Genomic DNA, 17,562 nt, shown 5'->3' with positions numbered 1-17,562 from the left:
ACGCTAACACTTATCCAGCCCATGCACATCGGCCGGCGGCCTGGTAATGTCCATGACAACGTTCCCTTTAGCACCGCCCGAGGCTGCGATGAGCGCCCGTCCCGATCCACGCATCCTGTTGCGCCTGCTGAGCCTGCTGCATCCCTACCGCTGGCGCCTCGCGCTGGCCGCCATCGCGCTGCTGACAGCATCCGGCAGCGTGCTGCTGATGGGCCAGGGGCTGCGGCTGGTGATCGACCAGGGCTTCCTGGCCGAAGACGCCACACGCCTGAATCAGGCACTGGCCGCCATGCTCGGCATCGTGGCAGTCCTGGCCTGCGCGTCGGCACTGCGCTACTACCTGGTGACCTGGATCGGCGAACGCCTGGCCGGCGATCTGCGCCGCCAGGTTTTCGATCATTTGTTGACGCTGGAGCCCGACTATTTCGAACGCAATGGCGCCGGTGAGATCCAGTCGCGTTTGACCGCCGACACCAGCGTGCTGCAGACCCTATTCGGCTCATCGCTGTCGGTGGCGCTGCGCAACCTGCTGATGCTGATCGGTGCCATGATCCTGATGGTGATCACCCAACCCTGGTTGTCGGCCATGGTGCTGCTGGGCATTCCCGCCACGGTGCTGCCAATCCTGTGGTACGGGCGCCGGGTCCGCCGATTGTCGCGACACAGCCAGGACCGAATCGCGGAACTTGGGCGCTATGCCGGTGAAGCCCTCGCGGGCATCCGCACCCTGCAGGCCTTCGGTCACGAAGCCCTCGATCGCCGCGACTACGGCCAACGCGTGGAGCAGGCCTTCGACGCCGCCATCCAGCGTACCCGACAGCGCGCCTGGCTGACCGGTATCGCCATGCTGGTGGTCTTCAGCGCCGTAGGACTGATGCTGTGGCAAGGCGGCCATGCGGTACTTGCCGGCGACATGAGTGCCGGCGAGCTGTCGGCTTTTGTCTTCTACGCGGTGCTGGCGGCCGGTGCCGTGGCCTCGCTGGCGGAGGTGGCCGGCGATGTGCAACGCGCCGCCGGCGCCGCCGAACGGTTGCTGGAATTGCTCAATGCCAAAGCGCGCATACAGTCGCCTCCCGATCCTCAGACACTGTCGCAGCCGGTACGCGGCGATATCCGCCTGGAGGACGTGACCTTCGCCTATCCCAGCCGCCCCCGGACACCGGCCCTGATCGATCTGAATCTGCACATTCGCCCGGGCGAACGGGTAGCGCTGGTGGGGCCATCCGGCGCCGGCAAGAGCACCCTGCTCTCGCTACTGCTGCGCTTCCATGACCCGGACGTCGGTCACTTGCGACTCGATGGCCTCGATTTGCGCAAGCTGGACCCGAGCGCCTTGCGTAGCGTCATGGGGCTGGTTTCCCAGGAACCGGTGCTGTTTACCGGATCGGCGGCGGACAACATCCGCTACGGCCATCCCACGGCATCGGACCAGGCCGTACGAACCGCGGCCCAGGACGCCAATGCGCTGGATTTCATCGAGGCCCTGCCCCAAGGCTTCGAGACTCCCCTCGGCCCAGGCGGCGTCCAGCTCTCCGGTGGCCAACGCCAGCGCCTGGCGATTGCCCGGGCGCTGCTGCGTGATCCTCGGGTACTGCTGCTCGACGAGGCCACCAGCGCGCTGGACGCCGAAAGCGAGCGCGTCGTCCAGGAGGCACTGGATCGCCTGATGCGCGGACGCACCAGCCTGGTCATCGCCCACCGCCTGGCCACCGTGGTCGCCGCCGACCGCTTGCTGGTGCTGGACCGAGGCCGCTTGGTGGCATCGGGCAGCCACTCGGAGCTGCTCGAGTCCAGCGCCCTGTATCGGCAGCTCGCCAGCCTGCAATTTGCCCTCGAGGATGATGGCTATTGAGGGCCTCGACACCTCGGCATCGACTCGAAATCTGTAATTGAATGCAACTAAAGTTTGCTCGCCGGCAGCCGATAAGGGACTTGAATCTCCAAATCAACGCGTCCCGACACCAGCGGCGGGCAGGAATGACCGACGAGCCGATGCTAACCCTGTTCCTGATGGCGCTTGTTGCCATGCTTATCTTCATGTCAGCCGTCGCGCTGGTTCATGTTCGTTATCGTCGCCCACTGAAGACGCTCCTCGAGGGCCTCGACGAGTGCGAGCGAGGCTCGGAACCAATGCCGGCGCCTAACCGTGCCGCGCCATTGGTCGCTCGCCTGGCCGATAGGGTGAACCGGCTCAAGACTACCAACCACCTCCTGCATCAGCAGTCGATCAAGGACCCCCTCACCGGGCTTGGCAACCGGCGCTTGCTCGAACAACGCCTCGAGATCGCGCTGCCACTCAGCCGACGCTGGATGAACGCCGTATCGGCACTGATGATCGACGTCGATCATTTCAAGGACTACAACGACCTCTATGGCCACCAGGCCGGTGACGACTGCCTGATCGAGATCGCCAACGTGCTGCGCGATACCTTCCGCCGCGAGACCGATATCGTGGTTCGCCTGGGCGGCGAGGAATTCCTGGTGGTCCTGCTGGATGCCGAAGAGGACGATGCCACCCGCCTCGCCGAAGCCATGCGCGGCATGCTTCAGGCCGTGGGCATTCCCCATCAGGGCTCGCTGGTCACTGACGTGGTGACGGTCAGTATCGGCGTCTCGACCACTGCCTCCGGGTGGCCGGTCAGCCTCGAAGACATGATCGCCACCGCCGATGCCGCCCTCTACGAGTGCAAGGCCAAGGGCCGTAACTGCGTGACCAGCCGTCGGGTCTTTCCCGAACCAGCGGCCGTGAACGGTTGACCGCTGACCTGATCCATCCTCCCCTTGCTCCACGTTCGGCGCATCGCGCCGCCTGGCTACGTCGTCGTGTCGATACGAAGGTATCAACGGGCCGACAACGCGCACTCTTGACATTGGCAACATCACGGTACACATTTTAGCACTCACATTGAGTACAAATTGAATACAAAATCGTCGACACCCATCCTGGGTTCAGATAAGGGAGCGCTGAATAAATCGACGAGCGGCTTCAAGCACCAGGCGCCCGGAGCGCAGCAACCGGAGCATATGGGGTATATGTGAGGCTTCGACCGGGCTGGCGCACCAGCACCGCGTAACGCAGTGATGGAGCTGCGCAGGCATTTATTCAGTGTCTCCATAGGAAGGCACCTGAACCACGCGTGTGCGTGGGTAACCCTTCGCCGCTGGCGATGGGTGCCCCAACGACAGGAGCCTCGAGATGTCACTTGCGTCCCAAGCCAACAATAGCCGCCTGTGGATCCAGCATCCGCTGGCCTGCTCAGACCCCGCTGCCGCCGGCGGCGTCGTGGTACAAGGCACACGCATCGTCGAACGCGTGGCCGCTGGTCATCAGCCCAGCGAACCGGTTGACCAAGCCTTCGATGCCTCGCAGCATGTCCTGCTGCCGGGTCTGGTCAACACCCATCACCACTTCTATCAGACCCTGACTCGCGCCTATACGCCGGCGTTGAACAAGGAACTCTTTCCCTGGCTGACCACGCTCTACGACGTCTGGGCCAACCTCGATGAGGAGCAACTCGCGGTGGCCAGCGAGTTGGCGATGGTCGAGTTGCTACTGTCCGGCTGCACCACCGTGGCCGACCACCATTACGTGTTCTCCAATGCGCTAGAGGGCGCCGTCGACCGGCAAGTGGAAACCGCCCAACGGCTCGGCGTGCGTGCCGCCCTGACGCGCGGTTCGATGAGCGTGGGTCGCGACGATGGCGGTCTGCCGCCGCAGCACGTGGTACAGGAGGAAACCACCATCCTCGATGACAGTCGGCGATTGATCTCCCGCTATCACCAGCGCGGGGAAGGCGCGATGATCACCGTGGCGCTGGCGCCCTGCTCGCCCTTTTCCGTCAGTCGCGAACTGATGAAGGCCACCGCCGAACTCGCCGAGGCCGAAGACGTGCGCTTGCATACCCACCTGGCCGAGACCGAGGACGAAACCCGCTACTGCCAACGCCTGTTCGGCCTGCGCCCGCTCGACTACCTGGCCGAATGCGGCTGGCTCGGCGACCGCACCTGGCTGGCCCACGGCATCCATTTCAGCGATGAGGAGATTCGCCGTCTCGGTGAGGCGGGAACCGGCATCGCCCACTGTCCGTCGTCGAACATGGTGCTGGGCTCGGGACTATGCCGCACGCTGGAGCTCGAGCGTGCCGGCGCCCCGGTGGGGCTGGCCGTGGACGGCTCGGCCTCCAACGATCATTCCAACCTCGCGGAGGAGATGCGCCAGGCGATGCTGCTCGGCCGACTGCGTTACAGCCCCGCCCAGGTCGGTCATACCGATGTGATTCGCTGGGCCACCCAAGGCTCGGCACGCTGCCTCGGCCGCGAGGATATCGGCGGGCTGGCACCCGGCCAGCAGGCCGACCTGGCCTTGTTCAAGCTCGATGAGCCACGCTTTTCCAGCGCACAGAACCCGCTGGCCGCGCTGCTGCTGTGCGGGGCATACCGAGCCGACCGCGTGATGGTCGCCGGCCGCTGGCGGGTCATCGACGCTCAAGTACAGAACCTCGACCTCGAGGCACTGATGGCTCGCCATCGGGCGGCAGCCCAGCGGCTATGGAACGCCGCCTGAATTCAGAACGAGAACTCATCGACAGACACAGGGGGATGCCGGCAAGCCCCAACCCCGGCAGATAACAACGAGAAGCTGCCGACCGCTGTTCCAACACAGGAGACCAAGATGTCCAATAACAAGACCTGGTATCGCCGCTTTGCGGCCAGTGCCGATGTCAATGACATGCCCCCCGTGGCCAAGGCAGTGCCGCTTGGCATACAGCATGTGCTGGCGATGTTCGTGGGTAACGTGACCGTGCCCATCATCATCGCCGGAGCGATGGATCTGCCGGACGATGTGACCATCTTCCTGATCCAGGCGGCCATGTTCGTGGCCGGTGTCGCCACCCTGGTGCAGTCGCTGGGGGTGGGGCCGCTGGGCGCCCGGCTCCCCATCGTCATGGGCACGAGCTTCGGCTTCGTCCCGCTGTTGATTCCCATCGCGGTGAACATGGGCCTGCCGGCGGCACTCGGCGCGACGCTCTGCGCCGGGTTGACCATGGGCCTGGTCGGTCTGTTCCTGCCCTGGGTGCGCTTCCTGTTTCCGCCGGTGGTCACCGGCACCTTCGTGATCATGATCGGCATCCTGCTGCTGCCGGTGGGCTTCGCCTATGCCGGCGGCGGTTTCGGTGTCCCCGATTTCGGCAGCTCCCACCACCTGCTGCTGGCGGCCCTGGTGTTCGTCATTACCGTGGGTTTTCACCAGTACGGACGCGGTTTCTGGTCGGAGGTGGCACCGCTGATGGGGCTGGTCGCCGGCTTCGTCGTGGCGCTGGCCACCGGCATGGTGGATATGTCCAAGGTCGGCGAGGCGAGCTGGGTGACCATGCCGCAACCTTTCGCCATCGGCATCGAATTCCACTGGGCGGCCATCCTGCCGATGGTGCTGCTGGCGCTGGTGACCTGTGCCGAGTCGATCGGCGATATCGTCGGCACCACCGCCGGTGGACTCAATCGCGAACCCACGCCGCGGGAGTTGTCCGGTGGGGTGATGGCCGACGGCGTGGCGAGCATGGTAGCGGCGGTGTTTAACGCCTTTCCGCAGATCAGCTTCAGCCAGAACGTCGGCATGGTAGCGCTTACCGGTGTGGTCAGCCGCTTCGTGGTCGCCATCGGCGGCGCCTTCCTGCTGGTGGCCGGCCTGCTGCCCAAGCTGGGGGCGCTGATTTCGAGCATTCCCAATGCGGTGCTCGGCGGCGCCGTGCTGATCATGTTCGGCATGATCACCAGCGCCGGCATCAAGATGCTGAGCAAGATCCATTTCGACAAGCGCAACATGGTGGTGATCGGGGTCTCGCTCTCGGTGGCCATCGGGCTGCCCGCCCACGAGGAGTTGCTGTCCGGCTTCTCGTCCAACGTGGCGGCGATGTTGGAATCCGGATTGATCCCCGGTGCCCTGTGCGCGATCGTGCTCAACCTTATTCTTCCCGACCCCAGCGCCCGTCAGAAGACCACAGCGGCCAAGGCGGCGCCCACCGAATAGTCTGGCGTCAACGACACCATCCACTTCTCTTCCGGCCTCGCCCGCAAGCTTGCGGGCGAGGCCATTTTCGTCATTGTCGCCACCGCCATGCATGCATTGGCTCACTGACACTTCATAACCCTTATCTGGCATATCTTGAATAAATAACCGAAAAAGGTTATTTCATTGAAATATTCCCAAAAAGGGTTATATTTAAGAATCATTACCTTCAGAGAACGACCGATGTCGCAGAGAATCGCCGTACTGACCGGTGACGTTATCGAATCCCGCCAGGTGGAGGATTCATCGCGTCTGTTCGAGACGCTCGATGCGGCGCTGCAAGCCTTGGCAACTCGTTACCGGGGCCAGGGAGAACGCTACCGCGGCGACGGTTTCCAACTCGCCCTGCCCGACCCCGCCGATGCCATGACCGCCGCCGTGCTACTGCGTGCCGCCCTTATCAGGCATTCCGAGGATCGGCAGCGCTGGGATGCCCGCATCGCCGTGGCGGTAGGACCGGATCACTGGGACCCCGAACAACGAGTGACGCAGGCCAGCGGAGAAACGTTCGTTCGCTCCGGCCAAAACCTGGATGCCATGAGCGACAGCCATGCACATCTGCAGTTGAACATCGCGGATGAAAAGGAGAGCGGCTGTCTCGACCTGTTGACCCACTTCGCCGATGACTTGATCGATGGCTGGTCACGCTACTCCGCAGAAGCCGTCTACCTGAGTCTATGGCACGATGAGTCTCAGCAGGCGCTCGCCGAACGACTAGGCATCAGCCAGCCGGGAGTGCACAAGCGACTACGCGCCGCCCGCTGGCCGCTACTGGCAGACTACCTGGCTTACATCAGCCAACGACTCAAGGACGACACGCGATGAATAGCGAACTTTCGCTGTTGCTGGGACTGGTACTGGTCCATCTGCTGGGCGACTTCGTACTCCAGCCGGGCCGCTGGGTCCAGGCTCGCTATGAACGGAAGGTACGCTCTCCGCAACTTTATCTGCATGCCTTGATCCACGGCCTCATGATCCTGGCGGTGCTGGCGGCGGCGACCCTTTCCCGCTCGTTGACCGGCACGCTGGGCGGTGCTCTCGCCGCAGCGCTGGCAGTCGCCGTCAGCCATGCGCTGATCGACCTGGGCAAGGTCCACCTGCCTCCCAACCGGCTACGCTGGTTCCTGCTGGATCAGGCCTTGCACCTGGTCGTGCTACTGGGCGTATGGCTCGCCTGGCTGGGAAGCTGGCAACCCTTGACCGTGTTCTGGACCTGGCTGGTCACGCCGCAAGTGCTGGGGATTACCGCAGCCTACCTGATCGTGACCCGGCCGCTATCGATCGTCATTGCCCTGGTCATCCAGCGCTGGAGCGACGAGATCGACAACCCCGGTACGCTGATTGCCGCCGGGGCTCGCATTGGCATGGCCGAGCGCGTGCTGGTCCTGTCGCTGGTGCTGCTCGACCAATTGACCGCCATCGGCTTCCTGCTGGCCGCCAAGTCGGTGCTGCGTTTCGGTGAACTGCGCGGCGCCCAGGATCGAAAGCTGACCGAATACGTGCTCATGGGCACCCTGCTCAGCGTGTCGACGGCGGTGGTGCTGGGCTTGTTGATGCGCTTGCTGGTGATGGGAGAGTAATCATGCCAGGCAGGTTTGTGGCCAGCGCCGCGCTGCTGGTAGTGGGATCGCTATTGGCCGCCTGCGCTTCGCCGCTGGAATCGCGGCCCGGCTATCACGTCGATCACCGTTACTCGTCGCCCTCACACGACAGCCGCGTCCGTCACTTGGTCATTCACTATACCGATACTGACGAGGTGGACGCCCTGGCCACCCTGACCGGCCCCCATGTCAGCACCCACTATGTCCTGCCTCCCCACCGGTACCGCAGCCAGCCACGGGTCTACCAGTTGGTCGACGAGTCGCGCCGTGCCTGGCATGCCGGCGCCAGTAGCTGGAAGGATCGTCCCAACATCAACGACACCTCGATCGGCATTGAGATCGTCAACACCGGACCGGACCGCCCCTACAGCGAGGTGGGACGAATACTCGAAGCCGACCCGGAGGCCGCCGTCGAGATCCGGTGGATGCCCTACCCCACAGCACAGATCGACGCGCTGATCGCGCTGGCGCGCGACATCATCGAGCGCCACGACATCCATCCCACCGACGTGGTGGCGCATTCGGACATCGCCCCGACGCGCAAGATCGATCCGGGCCCGGCCTTTCCCTGGAAGCGTCTCCATGAAGCGGGAATCGGCGTCTGGCCGGAGGAAGTGGTGGTGGCACGCTATCGTGCCGACTTCGCTACCTGCCCACCGACTCTCGGCGAGTTGCAGCATGCCCTGGCACGATGGGGCTACCCGCTCGAGGTCACGCAAGAAATGGATGCCCAGACCCACGCCGTGCTGCGGGCCTTTCAGATGCGCTTTCGCCCCAGCGATTATCGAGGCCTGCCGGATGCCGAAAGCGCTGCCATCCTCTGGGCACTGTTGGAGAAATATCGCCCCGATGCGCTGGAAGGGCTTCCGTCAGTGCCGCGAGTCGCCAGCGGGGAGCCCGCAGTCGTTCCCACTATTGGCGAGGCTCGGCGAGCTTGCTAGTGTGCCGCCTAACGACAGGTATTGTGGAGAGACAGTCATGACCGATGTACGCTTGATCACCTGCCAGGGGCAGGCGATTGCCCCCCACCTCGACGACCTGGCACGCCTGCGCATCGACGTCTTCCGCGCGTTCCCTTATCTCTATGACGGGGACTTCGAGTACGAGGCGCAGTACCTCCGGCGCTATGCGCAATGCCCGGACAGCCTATTCGTGCTGGCACTGGATGGCGACCGCGTGGTCGGTGCGGCAACCGGCATGCCGCTCACCGACGACGTCGAGGAGTTTCGCACCCCCTTCGAACAAGCCGGTTACGATATCTCGCGCATCTTCTACTATGGCGAATCGGTATTGCTTCCCGAGTATCGCGGACAGGGTATCGGCAAGGCTTTCATGACCAAGCGCGAAGCCCACGCCGCGAAGGAAGGCTTCGATATCGTGGCGTTCTGTGCCGTGGAGCGTCCCGACGATCATCCGCGGAAGCCAACGAATTACCAGCCACTGCACGGCTTCTGGCGTTCGCGCGGTTACCGCCAGGTGCCTGACTTGCACACCACCTTCCACTGGAAGGATATCGACGAGGATCAGGAAACCGACAAGCCGATGGTGTTCTGGCTCAAGGAGCTGGCCTGATGGACGAGGCCCCTCGCCTGCTCACGGTAGCCGCGGCCCAGTACCCCATCGATACGCTCGCCACGTTCGCCGATTTCCAGGCCAAGGCAGCACGCTGGGTGAACGATGCCGCCAGCCGCGGCGCTGAACTGCTGGTGTTTCCGGAGTATGGTGGCATGGAGCTGGCTTCGTTGCTGCCCGAGCCGGTGCGTGACGACCTGCAGGCGCAACTGCATGAGCTGCAGCCGCTGCGCGACGACGTCGTTGCCACCTGGCGGGCACTGGCCGAAACCCATCGGGTGACCCTGCTAGCGCCTTCCCTGCCCTGGCAGCTCGATGACGGACGCTTCGTCAACCGTGCCTGGCTGTTCAGCCCAAGCGGCCAGGCGGAGTACCAGGACAAGCAGATCATGACCCGCTTCGAGAACGACCAGTGGGGCATCTCGGCGGGAGCGGGATTGAAGGTCTTCGAGACCCCGGTCGGCCGGCTTGGCGTACTGATCTGCTACGACAGCGAATTCCCCGACCTGGCCCGGGCCCTGGTCGAGGCCGGTGCCGAGCTGCTGCTGGTGCCAAGCTGCACCGACACCGCGGCCGGCTACTATCGGGTGCGATTATCGTCCCAGGCCCGGGCCATCGAACAACAGGTGGCGGTCGTGCAGTCGCCCACGGTGGGTGAAGCGCTGTGGTCACCGGCAGTGGACATCAATATCGGGCATGCCGCCATCTATACGCCCTGCGACCATGGCTTTCCCACCGATGGCCTGCTGACCATCAGCAAGGACGCCACGCCGGGATGGCAACTGGCGCGACTCGACCTGGGAGCGATCCACCATTTGCGGTGCCATGGCCAGGTCAACAACCATGGCGATTGGCCCCTCCAAGGTGACCGCCTGGCCACCACCATCGACGTTCTTTCGCTACCCTGAGGAGACTGCCCCGTGGCCCGGCTTTTGCCGCGGCATGGGCTTGGCCGTACAATGCGGAAAACGTCGCCTGTTGTCCCTTGCCGGGTAACCGCTGCGGCTTGGTTTACCACCACGAATCGAAGGAAACGCCGGACCCATGCGCGCCAGCCAACTGTTGATCGCCACCCTGAAGGAAACGCCTGCCGATGCCGAAGTCGTCAGCCATCAGCTGATGTTGCGCGCGGGCATGATTCGCCGCCTGACCTCGGGGCTCTACACCTGGCTGCCATTGGGCCTGCGTACCTTGCGCAAGGTCGAGCGTATCGTGCGCGAGGAAATGGACCGTGCCGGCGCCCAGGAAGTACTGATGCCGGCGGTGCAACCCGCCGAGCTGTGGCAGGAATCCGGCCGCTGGGAGCAGTACGGCCCGGAACTGCTGCGCCTCAAGGACCGCCACGAACGCGACTACTGCGTGGGCCCCACCCACGAGGAAGTGATCACCGACCTGATGCGTCGTGAGTTGGCCAGCTACAAGCAGTTGCCGGCCAACTTCTACCAGATCCAGACCAAGTTCCGCGACGAGATCCGCCCACGCTTCGGGGTGATGCGCGCCCGTGAATTCATCATGAAGGACGCCTACTCCTTCCATATCAGCCAGGCGTCGCTCCAGGAAACCTATCAGGTGATGTATGACGCCTACGTGCGTATCTTCACCCGTCTGGGCCTGGACTTCCGCCCGGTGCTGGCCGACACCGGCGCCATCGGCGGCACCGACTCCCACGAATTCCATGTGCTCGCCGAGTCCGGCGAGGACGATATCGCCTTCTCGACCGAGTCCGATTACGCCGCCAATATCGAAAAGGCCGAAGCGCTGCCGGGTCCCTTGGGCAGCGATCCCCAGCGCCCGGCGCCCAGCGAGGAACTGCGCCTGGTCGACACTCCCCATGCCCGTACCATCGCCACGCTGGTCGAACAGCATGGCCTGCCCATCGAGAAGACCATCAAGACGCTGATGGTGCATGCCGAGGCAGGCGGCCTGATCGCTTTGCTGGTACGCGGCGATCACGAACTCAACGAGATCAAGGCCGAGAATCTGCCGGAAATCGCGACGCCGCTGACCATGGCGACGGAAGACGAGATCCGCGCCGTGGTGGGCGCCGGTCCCGGGTCGTTGGGGCCGGTGGGGCTCGACATGCCGCTCATCATCGATCGCTCGGTCGCCCTGATGAGCGATTTCGGCGCCGGTGCCAATGTCGATGGCAAGCACTACTTCGGCATCAACTGGGAGCGTGACGTGGCACTGCCCAAGGTCGCCGACCTGCGCAATGTGGTGGAGGGCGACCCCTCGCCGGATGGCAAGGGTCTCCTTTCCATCAAGCGCGGCATCGAGGTCGGCCATGTCTTCCAACTCGGCAAGAAATACTCGGAAGCCATGAACGCCACCGTCCTCGATGACAACGGCAAGGCCACGCATCCGTGGATGGGCTGCTATGGCATTGGCGTCACGCGCGTGGTGGCATCGGCCATCGAGCAGAATCACGACGATGCCGGCATCATCTGGCCGACGGCGATCGCCCCCTTCGAAGTGATGCTGGTGCCAATGAATGCGCACAAATCCGAGCGTGTGCGCGAGACTGCCGAGCGCCTGTATGCCGACCTCACCCGTCTCGGCTTCGATGTCTTGCTCGACGATCGCGACATTCGCCCCGGCGTCAAGTTCGCCGACCAGGAACTGATCGGCATTCCCCATCGCCTGGTGATCGGCGACCGCAGCCTCGACAAGGGCGAAATGGAATACAAGGGACGTCGCGACAGTGAAGCCACCATGGTGCCGACCGAGGCCATCGTCGACTTCTTGCGTGAGAAGGTCGCCCGCTAGATGGCTCGCTGCCTGCCTGGCAGCTGCCATCATGTTCCTGCCCTGGGCGTCGCTGGCCGCCGCGCAGGGCAATATCCCTGACCGGGACGCTATCTCATCGGCCCTGCGCGACACTTTGGATAGCGCGCTCGACCGGTCGCTGACGCCCCAGCGAATATGGGCTTCCCGGCAGTGGTTGACCGCCATGGAACCACGCCTGGCCCGCTTTGTGCCTGACGTCTCGAGGCGTCATCGCCTGCTCGAAAGCGTTTATCGGGAGGCCCAATTGGCGGGCCTGGCTCCGGAGATCGTGCTGGCGGTGATCCAGGTGGAAAGCGCCTTCACGGTGGATGCGGTATCCAGCGCCGGCGCCCGGGGGCTGATGCAGATCATGCCGTTCTGGGTTCGCGAACTCGGTCGTCCCGACGACGACCTCTTCGATCCACCACTCAACCTGCGCTATGGCTGCACCATTCTCGCCCACTACCTGGCAATCGAAGGCGGCGACCTGACACGCGCGCTCGCTCGCTACCATGGCAGTCGCGACCAGACCGGGTATCCGGAGCGCGTGATGCGCGCCTGGACCCGGCATTGGTGGATACAGCGTTAAGCCGCCTGGATGACGCGTCCGGTAACTTGTCGGAAGCTCTCACAAGATCGATTGCCGATCGCCTCGGCAGGAAACCGGCAACTTGACAATAATAAGGACAGCCAACGCTTCCGCGATGCGCGCTCATCGGCTCAAGGCACTCCCTCATGCCCCTTCGTACGCGACTGCTTATCGTCATGCTGACCGTGGTCGTACTGACACAGTTGGCCACGGTCGGCATCATCCTGAGTGCCATCGATCACATATCTCGTGACACCCTGTTGGCCGCCTACCGGGAACTGCAATGGCAACTACCGACGATCTTCGTCGTCAACCTGGCCGTAGCCACGCTGGTTGCCGTCCTGAGTATTCGTACCATAAGCCGCTCTCTGGGGATCATGGCCGATACGGTTCGCCGTATCGGTCGTGGCCATCGCTTCTCGCGACTCGAGGTGCCACGGAAGGGCGAACTCGGACTCCTGGCCGATGCCCTGATGACCATGCAGGAAGATATCGCGCGACGAGAAGCCACGCTGTTGCATCAGTCACGCCATGACCTGCTCACCGGGCTTTCCAATCGCACCTTGGCCCAGGCTGACATTGAACGTGATATCGCCACGGGGCGCCCCTTTACCTTATTGCGGCTGGCGATCGACGACTTTCGACGCATCAACGACACCTTCGGCTATGCCCTCGGCGATCGCGTCCTGATCACCCTGGCGGAGCGCCTGGCCAAGCTCCCTTCGCCAGTGGTCGATGCCTATCGCTTGGGAGGTGACGAATTCCTGCTGCGGCTCGATATCCCCGCCTGCCCGGAAGCCTGGCTCAAGGATCTGCATCAACGCCTCTCACAGCCTATCGATACGCATGATTCCCCGATTCGTCCCGCACTCTCGCTCGGCGAGGTCCGCTTTCCCGAACACGGCGACAGCCCTCACCTGCTGTTGCGGCGTGCCGATATCGCCCTCGCCATGGCGCGTCACAGTCACCAGCGCCACCAACTCTATCTCGAGGGTCAGGACGAACGCCATTTGCGTCAGCTTACGCTGATCCGCGATCTGCATGATGCCGTAAGCCAGCAGCAACTGACCGTCGTTTACCAGCCCAAGGTCCGGACCGATAGCGGTGAGGTCGTTCAGTTCGAGGCGCTGATGCGCTGGCAGCATCCCACCCTGGGCTTCATTCCTCCCGATGAATTCATCACGCTGGCTGAGCGTTCGGGCAATATCCACCTGCTGAGTCAGTGGATGATCGACGCGGTAGGCAAGCAGCTGCAGAGTTGGGGACGTCAGGGACACACCCTGCGTGTCGCCGTCAATCTCTCGGCCGCGGACGTCATGGACGAGAGCTTGCCTGACCGCCTGTTGCAGATGCAGGCCGAGTACCGTCTGACGCCCGATCAGTTAGGTCTGGAAGTCACCGAAAGCGCGATCATGAAGGACCCCGCCCTGGCAACCCGTGTGCTGGGTGAACTGCGCCACGCGGGCATGACCGTCGCGGTGGACGACTTCGGCGCCGGCTACTCCTCGCTGGCGCAACTCAAGCGCTTGCCGGTGCAGGAGCTCAAGATCGACAAGTCTTTCATCCTCAGGCTCGAAGACCACAGCGACGATGAAGTCATCGTGCGCTCGACCATCGAACTGGGCCACAACCTGGGGCTCAAGGTCGTGGCCGAGGGCGTGGACACGCCCCAAGGCCGCGAACTGCTGCAGCGCCTGGGTTGCGACTACTTGCAAGGCTACCTGATCTCGCGACCGTTACCCGCCGACCAGGTTCTCGACTGGCTCGACGATTATCGCCGGCGCCACGCCGCTCCCTCTCCGTAAGGACAAGCGGGGATGCTGCGATTCGCCAGCGTTTCCCCACTACATACCGGGATCGTGCCGGTCCCTGACCCTACCGACCCCGGGATGCCGTATCGACATAAAAATGCCGGCCCGAAGGCCGGCTAGCGGGGGGCATGGCCCCCTCCCCTGACGACGCGATATGACGGCTAGGTCAATGCTTGTGCTGCTTGCTCTTGCGCTTGTGGTCACGCACGATGAAAGAGATCCAGCCCCCCATGAAAGCCACCATCAGGCCGACGGTCACCAAGCCGAAGATCACCGCTTCATCCCAGTACATGGCATTGCTCCCGCCGTGATGTGATGGCTTCACTGTAGCCGTCACTGCCCGCGGAAATCGTGACCTGAGTCAAGTTTGCACGGCTTCCCGGCCAGCGGCCTGGCAAGACTTGATATGGATCAGTCTTCTGGACATCAGAGAGGGGGAATAAGCCGGTCGACATCGGCCGTCAACGGATGGCCTTTGGCTAGCTCGGCAGGCGTCGCCTCACGGATGCCCAGCACTTCCAGTCGATAGCTCAGGGTTTCCCCCGCCAACGGGTGATTGGTGTCCACCGTGACCCGGTCGCTGTCGATCTCGAGCACGGTAACGATCTCCGGACCGTCTTCGCCCTGGGTCTGGAAGCGCATGCCCAGGGCCAGATCGTCGATCGGAAAGGCGCTGCGGGGCACCTGCTGTACCCGGGCTTCGTCACGCATACCATAGGCTTCGGCCGGCATCAGGGTCACGCTGAGCGTGGCTCCCACCGGCTGGCCTTCCAGGGCCCGCTCCAGGCCGGCGACGATATTGTGGTGGCCATGCAGATACTCGAGCGGCGTGTCTCGGGATCGAGAGTCGTCGAGCACCGTGCCGCTGGCATCGCGCAGCATATAATGCAGGGTGACGACCTGCTGGGGCGCTATCCGCATGGGGCCCTCCTGTATTGGCTTGGGCGCTGTCTGAAAACTGCCCGCACTCGTCGAGTTTTCAGACAGGGCCTGGGGATCTAGCGGGGCTCAGGTGCGAGGGCGCAGTTGGGCGATCGGGATTTCCAGACGCTGCTGCTTGTGCAACATGTTGAGTAGCACGATGGCCCGCTCCTCGCCCTTCTGCGATGCGAACACCGCCTGCAGGTCGCGGAAGGGACCCTCGGTGATTTCCACCGGTTCACCGGCACGAAAATAGACATTGGACGCCTCGCGCGTCTCACCGGCCGGGTGCTGGCGCAGGGTTTCGACCAGCGCGTCGTCCACGGCCAGCGGCTCGTCGCCGAAGGTGACCAGCTTCAAGACACCACGGGTCGAGCGAATCGGGCGCCAGTTGCTGGCCAGCCGATCCAGGCGAATGAACAGATAATAGGGAAACAACGGTTCGGCCACCCAGACGAGCCGCTGTCGACGCTTGCGTTGGACCTCGAGCACCGGATGCAGGATCTCGTAACCCTGGTTGTCCAAATGCTCGGCGGCACGAAACGATTCTCCCCCCTTGCACTGGATGACGTACCAACGAGGAATGGCATCCTCTTCCTGTCCTTCGATCTGCTCGCTCATGTCACTCCTGAAGTTTCTCACGCTGGCTGCTGGCATCCCGTATGCCGCTCTGCAACAATCAATGCCCTCAGCCGACATGTCACTGCCATCATCAACGAATGTATCGATCTCATGAAACACGTCATGGCCGTTAAGGAAATAGTCTACCAGCCCCTCGTGCCACTTGTCCGGCTATCGGTGGGACGCTATCCCATTGCCATGCCCCCGTCAGGAGCCCTGCAATGACCTCCCCCATCGCGCGTCGCAGTTGGCGCGACGCGGTGGCCGTGTACCTGCGTGCCCCGGTCATCACCATGCTGTTTCTGGGGTTCTCCGCAGGGCTACCGTTTCTGCTGGTGTTCTCGACACTCTCGGCCTGGTTGCGCAGCGATGGCGTGGAGATCGCGGCGATCGGCTTCTTCTCGTGGATCGGCATCCTGTATTCGATCAAGTTCTTCTGGGCACCGGTGGTCGACCGCCTGGCCCTGCCCATTGTGACGCGACTCTTCGGGCAACGACGCGGCTGGATGCTGGTGGCCCAAGGCATGATCGCCACTGGCCTGGTGGTCCTGGCCAGCCTCGACCCCCAACAGAACCTCAGGCTGGTCGCCGTCTTCTCCCTGCTGGTGGCCTTCGGGTCGGCCACCCAGGACATCGCCATCGATGCCTTTCGTATCGAGTCGGCCCCCGACGATGTCCAGGCCGCCATGGCCTCGACCTATATCATCGGCTATCGCGGCGGGTTGCTGGCCGCCGGTGCCGGCGCCCTCTATGTCGCCTCGCTGATATCCTGGGAGGCGGCCTACCTGAGCATGGCGATGCTGGTGGGAGTCGGCGTGATCACCGTACTGTTGCGTCCGGAACCCAAACGCTCGTCGCTGTCCATACAATTGGTTCATGAACCCAAGGTGCGCGCCTTCCTGCGCGCCAGCCGAGGCAAGCCACGTTTTCTGAGACGCCTGGGCGCCTGGACCACCGGCGCGATCATCTGTCCCTTCACCGATTTCTTCACCCGCCACCGGCGCAAGGCCCTGTGGCTGCTGCTGTTCATCGCCGTGTTCCGGATCAGCGACCTGGCCATGGCCGCCATGGCCAACCCGCTGTATATCGATCTGGGCTTTTCACTCGCCACCATCGCCAATGTCACCAATGTCTTCGGCATCGCCATGAGCATCAGCGGCGGAATTCTCGGTGGGCTACTGGTGGCACGCTATGGCATCGGCCCCATCCTGGTGCTCGGCGCCATCATCGTGGCGATCACCAACCTGTTGTTCGCGGCCTTGGCCCTCAATGGCGCCAATCTGCCCATGCTGGTGATGACCATCGTCGGCGACAACCTGGCCAACGGTCTCGCCAGCACGGTATTCATCGCCTTCCTCTCCAGCCTGACCTCACGGGCCTATACCGCCACCCAGTATGCGCTGTTCTCATCCTTGATGACCCTGCCCGGCAAGTTCATCGGCGGCTTTTCCGGGATGGTGGTGGCGGCAGAAGGTTATATGGCCTTCTTCGTGCTGGCCTCGGTACTGGGGGTCCCGGCCATTCTGCTGGCCTGGTGGATCAGTCGCGACCGTGAACTGTTGCCGGCGCCACGCACTACCTGACAACACGCGTCCTGTGCCAGCCCACTGCCCA

At 63.5% G+C, this 17,562-nt stretch carries 16 protein-coding genes; 13 read left to right on the top strand and 3 right to left on the bottom strand.

Annotation, left to right across the window (positions count from 1 at the left end; translation table 11 throughout):
• The first annotated feature begins 88 nt into the window (after window positions 1-88).
• From ACFOEV_RS08905 to ACFOEV_RS08850, 12 genes are all read left to right on the top strand, one after another.
• Complete coding sequence (locus tag ACFOEV_RS08905; RefSeq protein ID WP_386772983.1) at window positions 89-1,852, top strand: ABC transporter transmembrane domain-containing protein; 1,764 nt, start codon at window positions 89-91, stop codon at window positions 1,850-1,852.
• A gap of 125 nt (window positions 1,853-1,977) precedes the next feature.
• Complete coding sequence (locus tag ACFOEV_RS08900) at window positions 1,978-2,757, top strand: GGDEF domain-containing protein (RefSeq protein ID WP_386772981.1); 780 nt, start codon at window positions 1,978-1,980, stop codon at window positions 2,755-2,757.
• Between the two features lie 439 nt (window positions 2,758-3,196).
• Complete coding sequence (locus tag ACFOEV_RS08895) at window positions 3,197-4,564, top strand: 8-oxoguanine deaminase (protein WP_386772979.1); 1,368 nt, start codon at window positions 3,197-3,199, stop codon at window positions 4,562-4,564.
• Between the two features lie 108 nt (window positions 4,565-4,672).
• On the top strand, window positions 4,673-6,028 hold the full coding sequence (locus ACFOEV_RS08890) for a uracil-xanthine permease family protein (RefSeq protein WP_386772977.1): 1,356 nt from the start codon (window positions 4,673-4,675) through the stop codon (window positions 6,026-6,028).
• Between the two features lie 222 nt (window positions 6,029-6,250).
• Window positions 6,251-6,892: a hypothetical protein gene (locus ACFOEV_RS08885; protein WP_386772975.1), complete on the top strand. Its 642-nt coding sequence runs from the start codon at window positions 6,251-6,253 to the stop codon at window positions 6,890-6,892.
• The gene (locus ACFOEV_RS08880) at window positions 6,889-7,647 is read left to right on the top strand and encodes a DUF3307 domain-containing protein (protein WP_386772973.1); all 759 of its coding nucleotides are present in this window, start codon (window positions 6,889-6,891) and stop codon (window positions 7,645-7,647) included. The genes ACFOEV_RS08885 and ACFOEV_RS08880 overlap by 4 nt, the downstream gene beginning before the upstream one ends.
• Before the next feature lie 2 nt (window positions 7,648-7,649).
• Window positions 7,650-8,609, top strand: coding sequence for an N-acetylmuramoyl-L-alanine amidase (locus ACFOEV_RS08875; protein ID WP_386772971.1), 960 nt, complete (start codon window positions 7,650-7,652; stop codon window positions 8,607-8,609).
• Window positions 8,610-8,646: 37 nt separating this feature from the next.
• The gene (locus ACFOEV_RS08870) at window positions 8,647-9,240 is read left to right on the top strand and encodes a GNAT family N-acetyltransferase (RefSeq protein ID WP_386772969.1); all 594 of its coding nucleotides are present in this window, start codon (window positions 8,647-8,649) and stop codon (window positions 9,238-9,240) included.
• The gene (locus ACFOEV_RS08865) at window positions 9,240-10,148 is read left to right on the top strand and encodes a carbon-nitrogen hydrolase family protein (RefSeq protein ID WP_386772967.1); all 909 of its coding nucleotides are present in this window, start codon (window positions 9,240-9,242) and stop codon (window positions 10,146-10,148) included. Before ACFOEV_RS08870 ends, ACFOEV_RS08865 begins: the two co-directional genes overlap by 1 nt.
• A gap of 136 nt (window positions 10,149-10,284) precedes the next feature.
• Window positions 10,285-12,006 carry a proline--tRNA ligase gene (locus ACFOEV_RS08860; RefSeq protein WP_386772965.1) on the top strand — a complete coding sequence of 574 codons (1,722 nt, stop codon included), beginning with the start codon at window positions 10,285-10,287 and terminating at the stop codon, window positions 12,004-12,006.
• A gap of 31 nt (window positions 12,007-12,037) precedes the next feature.
• Window positions 12,038-12,595: a lytic transglycosylase domain-containing protein gene (locus ACFOEV_RS08855; RefSeq protein ID WP_386772963.1), complete on the top strand. Its 558-nt coding sequence runs from the start codon at window positions 12,038-12,040 to the stop codon at window positions 12,593-12,595.
• A gap of 146 nt (window positions 12,596-12,741) precedes the next feature.
• Complete coding sequence (locus ACFOEV_RS08850; protein WP_386772961.1) at window positions 12,742-14,400, top strand: putative bifunctional diguanylate cyclase/phosphodiesterase; 1,659 nt, start codon at window positions 12,742-12,744, stop codon at window positions 14,398-14,400.
• A 172-nt stretch (window positions 14,401-14,572) separates the two neighbouring features.
• Here ACFOEV_RS08850 and ccoM read toward each other — a convergent pair whose 3' ends face one another.
• The 3 genes from ccoM to rfaH all read right to left on the bottom strand — a co-directional run bounded on the left by ccoM (window position 14,573) and on the right by rfaH (window position 15,948).
• Window positions 14,573-14,698, bottom strand: coding sequence for a cytochrome c oxidase subunit CcoM (gene ccoM, locus ACFOEV_RS08845; RefSeq protein ID WP_386772959.1), 126 nt, complete (start codon window positions 14,696-14,698; stop codon window positions 14,573-14,575).
• A 134-nt stretch (window positions 14,699-14,832) separates the two neighbouring features.
• The gene (locus ACFOEV_RS08840) at window positions 14,833-15,327 is read right to left on the bottom strand and encodes an FKBP-type peptidyl-prolyl cis-trans isomerase (protein WP_386772957.1); all 495 of its coding nucleotides are present in this window, start codon (window positions 15,325-15,327) and stop codon (window positions 14,833-14,835) included.
• A gap of 87 nt (window positions 15,328-15,414) precedes the next feature.
• Window positions 15,415-15,948 (bottom strand): transcription/translation regulatory transformer protein RfaH, encoded by a 534-nt coding sequence (rfaH, locus tag ACFOEV_RS08835; protein ID WP_386772955.1) that lies wholly within the window; start codon window positions 15,946-15,948, stop codon window positions 15,415-15,417.
• A gap of 221 nt (window positions 15,949-16,169) precedes the next feature.
• On the opposite strand from rfaH, the gene ACFOEV_RS08830 reads away from it, so the two are divergent.
• The gene (locus tag ACFOEV_RS08830; protein WP_386772953.1) at window positions 16,170-17,531 is read left to right on the top strand and encodes an AmpG family muropeptide MFS transporter; all 1,362 of its coding nucleotides are present in this window, start codon (window positions 16,170-16,172) and stop codon (window positions 17,529-17,531) included.
• The last annotated feature ends 31 nt before the right edge of the window (window positions 17,532-17,562 follow it).

It is taken from the genome of Litchfieldella rifensis (assembly GCF_042646605.1).
GTDB classification, from domain to species: domain Bacteria; phylum Pseudomonadota; class Gammaproteobacteria; order Pseudomonadales; family Halomonadaceae; genus Litchfieldella; species Litchfieldella rifensis.
Note: the sequence above shows the minus strand (reverse complement) of the source record. Positions and strands in the feature narration are given on the sequence as shown.

Excerpts from the sequence above, each read along its gene's own strand:
- ACFOEV_RS08840 (WP_386772957.1), bottom strand. The coding sequence starts at position 15,327 with ATGCGGATAGCGCCCCAGCAGGTCGTCACCCTGCATTATATGCTGCGC.
- ACFOEV_RS08850 (WP_386772961.1), top strand. The coding sequence starts at position 12,742 with ATGCCCCTTCGTACGCGACTGCTTATCGTCATGCTGACCGTGGTCGTA.
- ACFOEV_RS08875 (WP_386772971.1), top strand. The coding sequence starts at position 7,650 with ATGCCAGGCAGGTTTGTGGCCAGCGCCGCGCTGCTGGTAGTGGGATCG.
- ACFOEV_RS08905 (WP_386772983.1), top strand. The coding sequence starts at position 89 with ATGAGCGCCCGTCCCGATCCACGCATCCTGTTGCGCCTGCTGAGCCTG.
- rfaH (WP_386772955.1), bottom strand. The coding sequence starts at position 15,948 with ATGAGCGAGCAGATCGAAGGACAGGAAGAGGATGCCATTCCTCGTTGG.
- ACFOEV_RS08900 (WP_386772981.1), top strand. The coding sequence starts at position 1,978 with ATGACCGACGAGCCGATGCTAACCCTGTTCCTGATGGCGCTTGTTGCC.
- ACFOEV_RS08890 (WP_386772977.1), top strand. The coding sequence starts at position 4,673 with ATGTCCAATAACAAGACCTGGTATCGCCGCTTTGCGGCCAGTGCCGAT.
- ACFOEV_RS08885 (WP_386772975.1), top strand. The coding sequence starts at position 6,251 with ATGTCGCAGAGAATCGCCGTACTGACCGGTGACGTTATCGAATCCCGC.
- ACFOEV_RS08865 (WP_386772967.1), top strand. The coding sequence starts at position 9,240 with ATGGACGAGGCCCCTCGCCTGCTCACGGTAGCCGCGGCCCAGTACCCC.
- ACFOEV_RS08895 (WP_386772979.1), top strand. The coding sequence starts at position 3,197 with ATGTCACTTGCGTCCCAAGCCAACAATAGCCGCCTGTGGATCCAGCAT.
- ACFOEV_RS08860 (WP_386772965.1), top strand. The coding sequence starts at position 10,285 with ATGCGCGCCAGCCAACTGTTGATCGCCACCCTGAAGGAAACGCCTGCC.
- ACFOEV_RS08880 (WP_386772973.1), top strand. The coding sequence starts at position 6,889 with ATGAATAGCGAACTTTCGCTGTTGCTGGGACTGGTACTGGTCCATCTG.
- ccoM (WP_386772959.1), bottom strand. The coding sequence starts at position 14,698 with ATGTACTGGGATGAAGCGGTGATCTTCGGCTTGGTGACCGTCGGCCTG.
- ACFOEV_RS08830 (WP_386772953.1), top strand. The coding sequence starts at position 16,170 with ATGACCTCCCCCATCGCGCGTCGCAGTTGGCGCGACGCGGTGGCCGTG.
- ACFOEV_RS08870 (WP_386772969.1), top strand. The coding sequence starts at position 8,647 with ATGACCGATGTACGCTTGATCACCTGCCAGGGGCAGGCGATTGCCCCC.
- ACFOEV_RS08855 (WP_386772963.1), top strand. The coding sequence starts at position 12,038 with ATGTTCCTGCCCTGGGCGTCGCTGGCCGCCGCGCAGGGCAATATCCCT.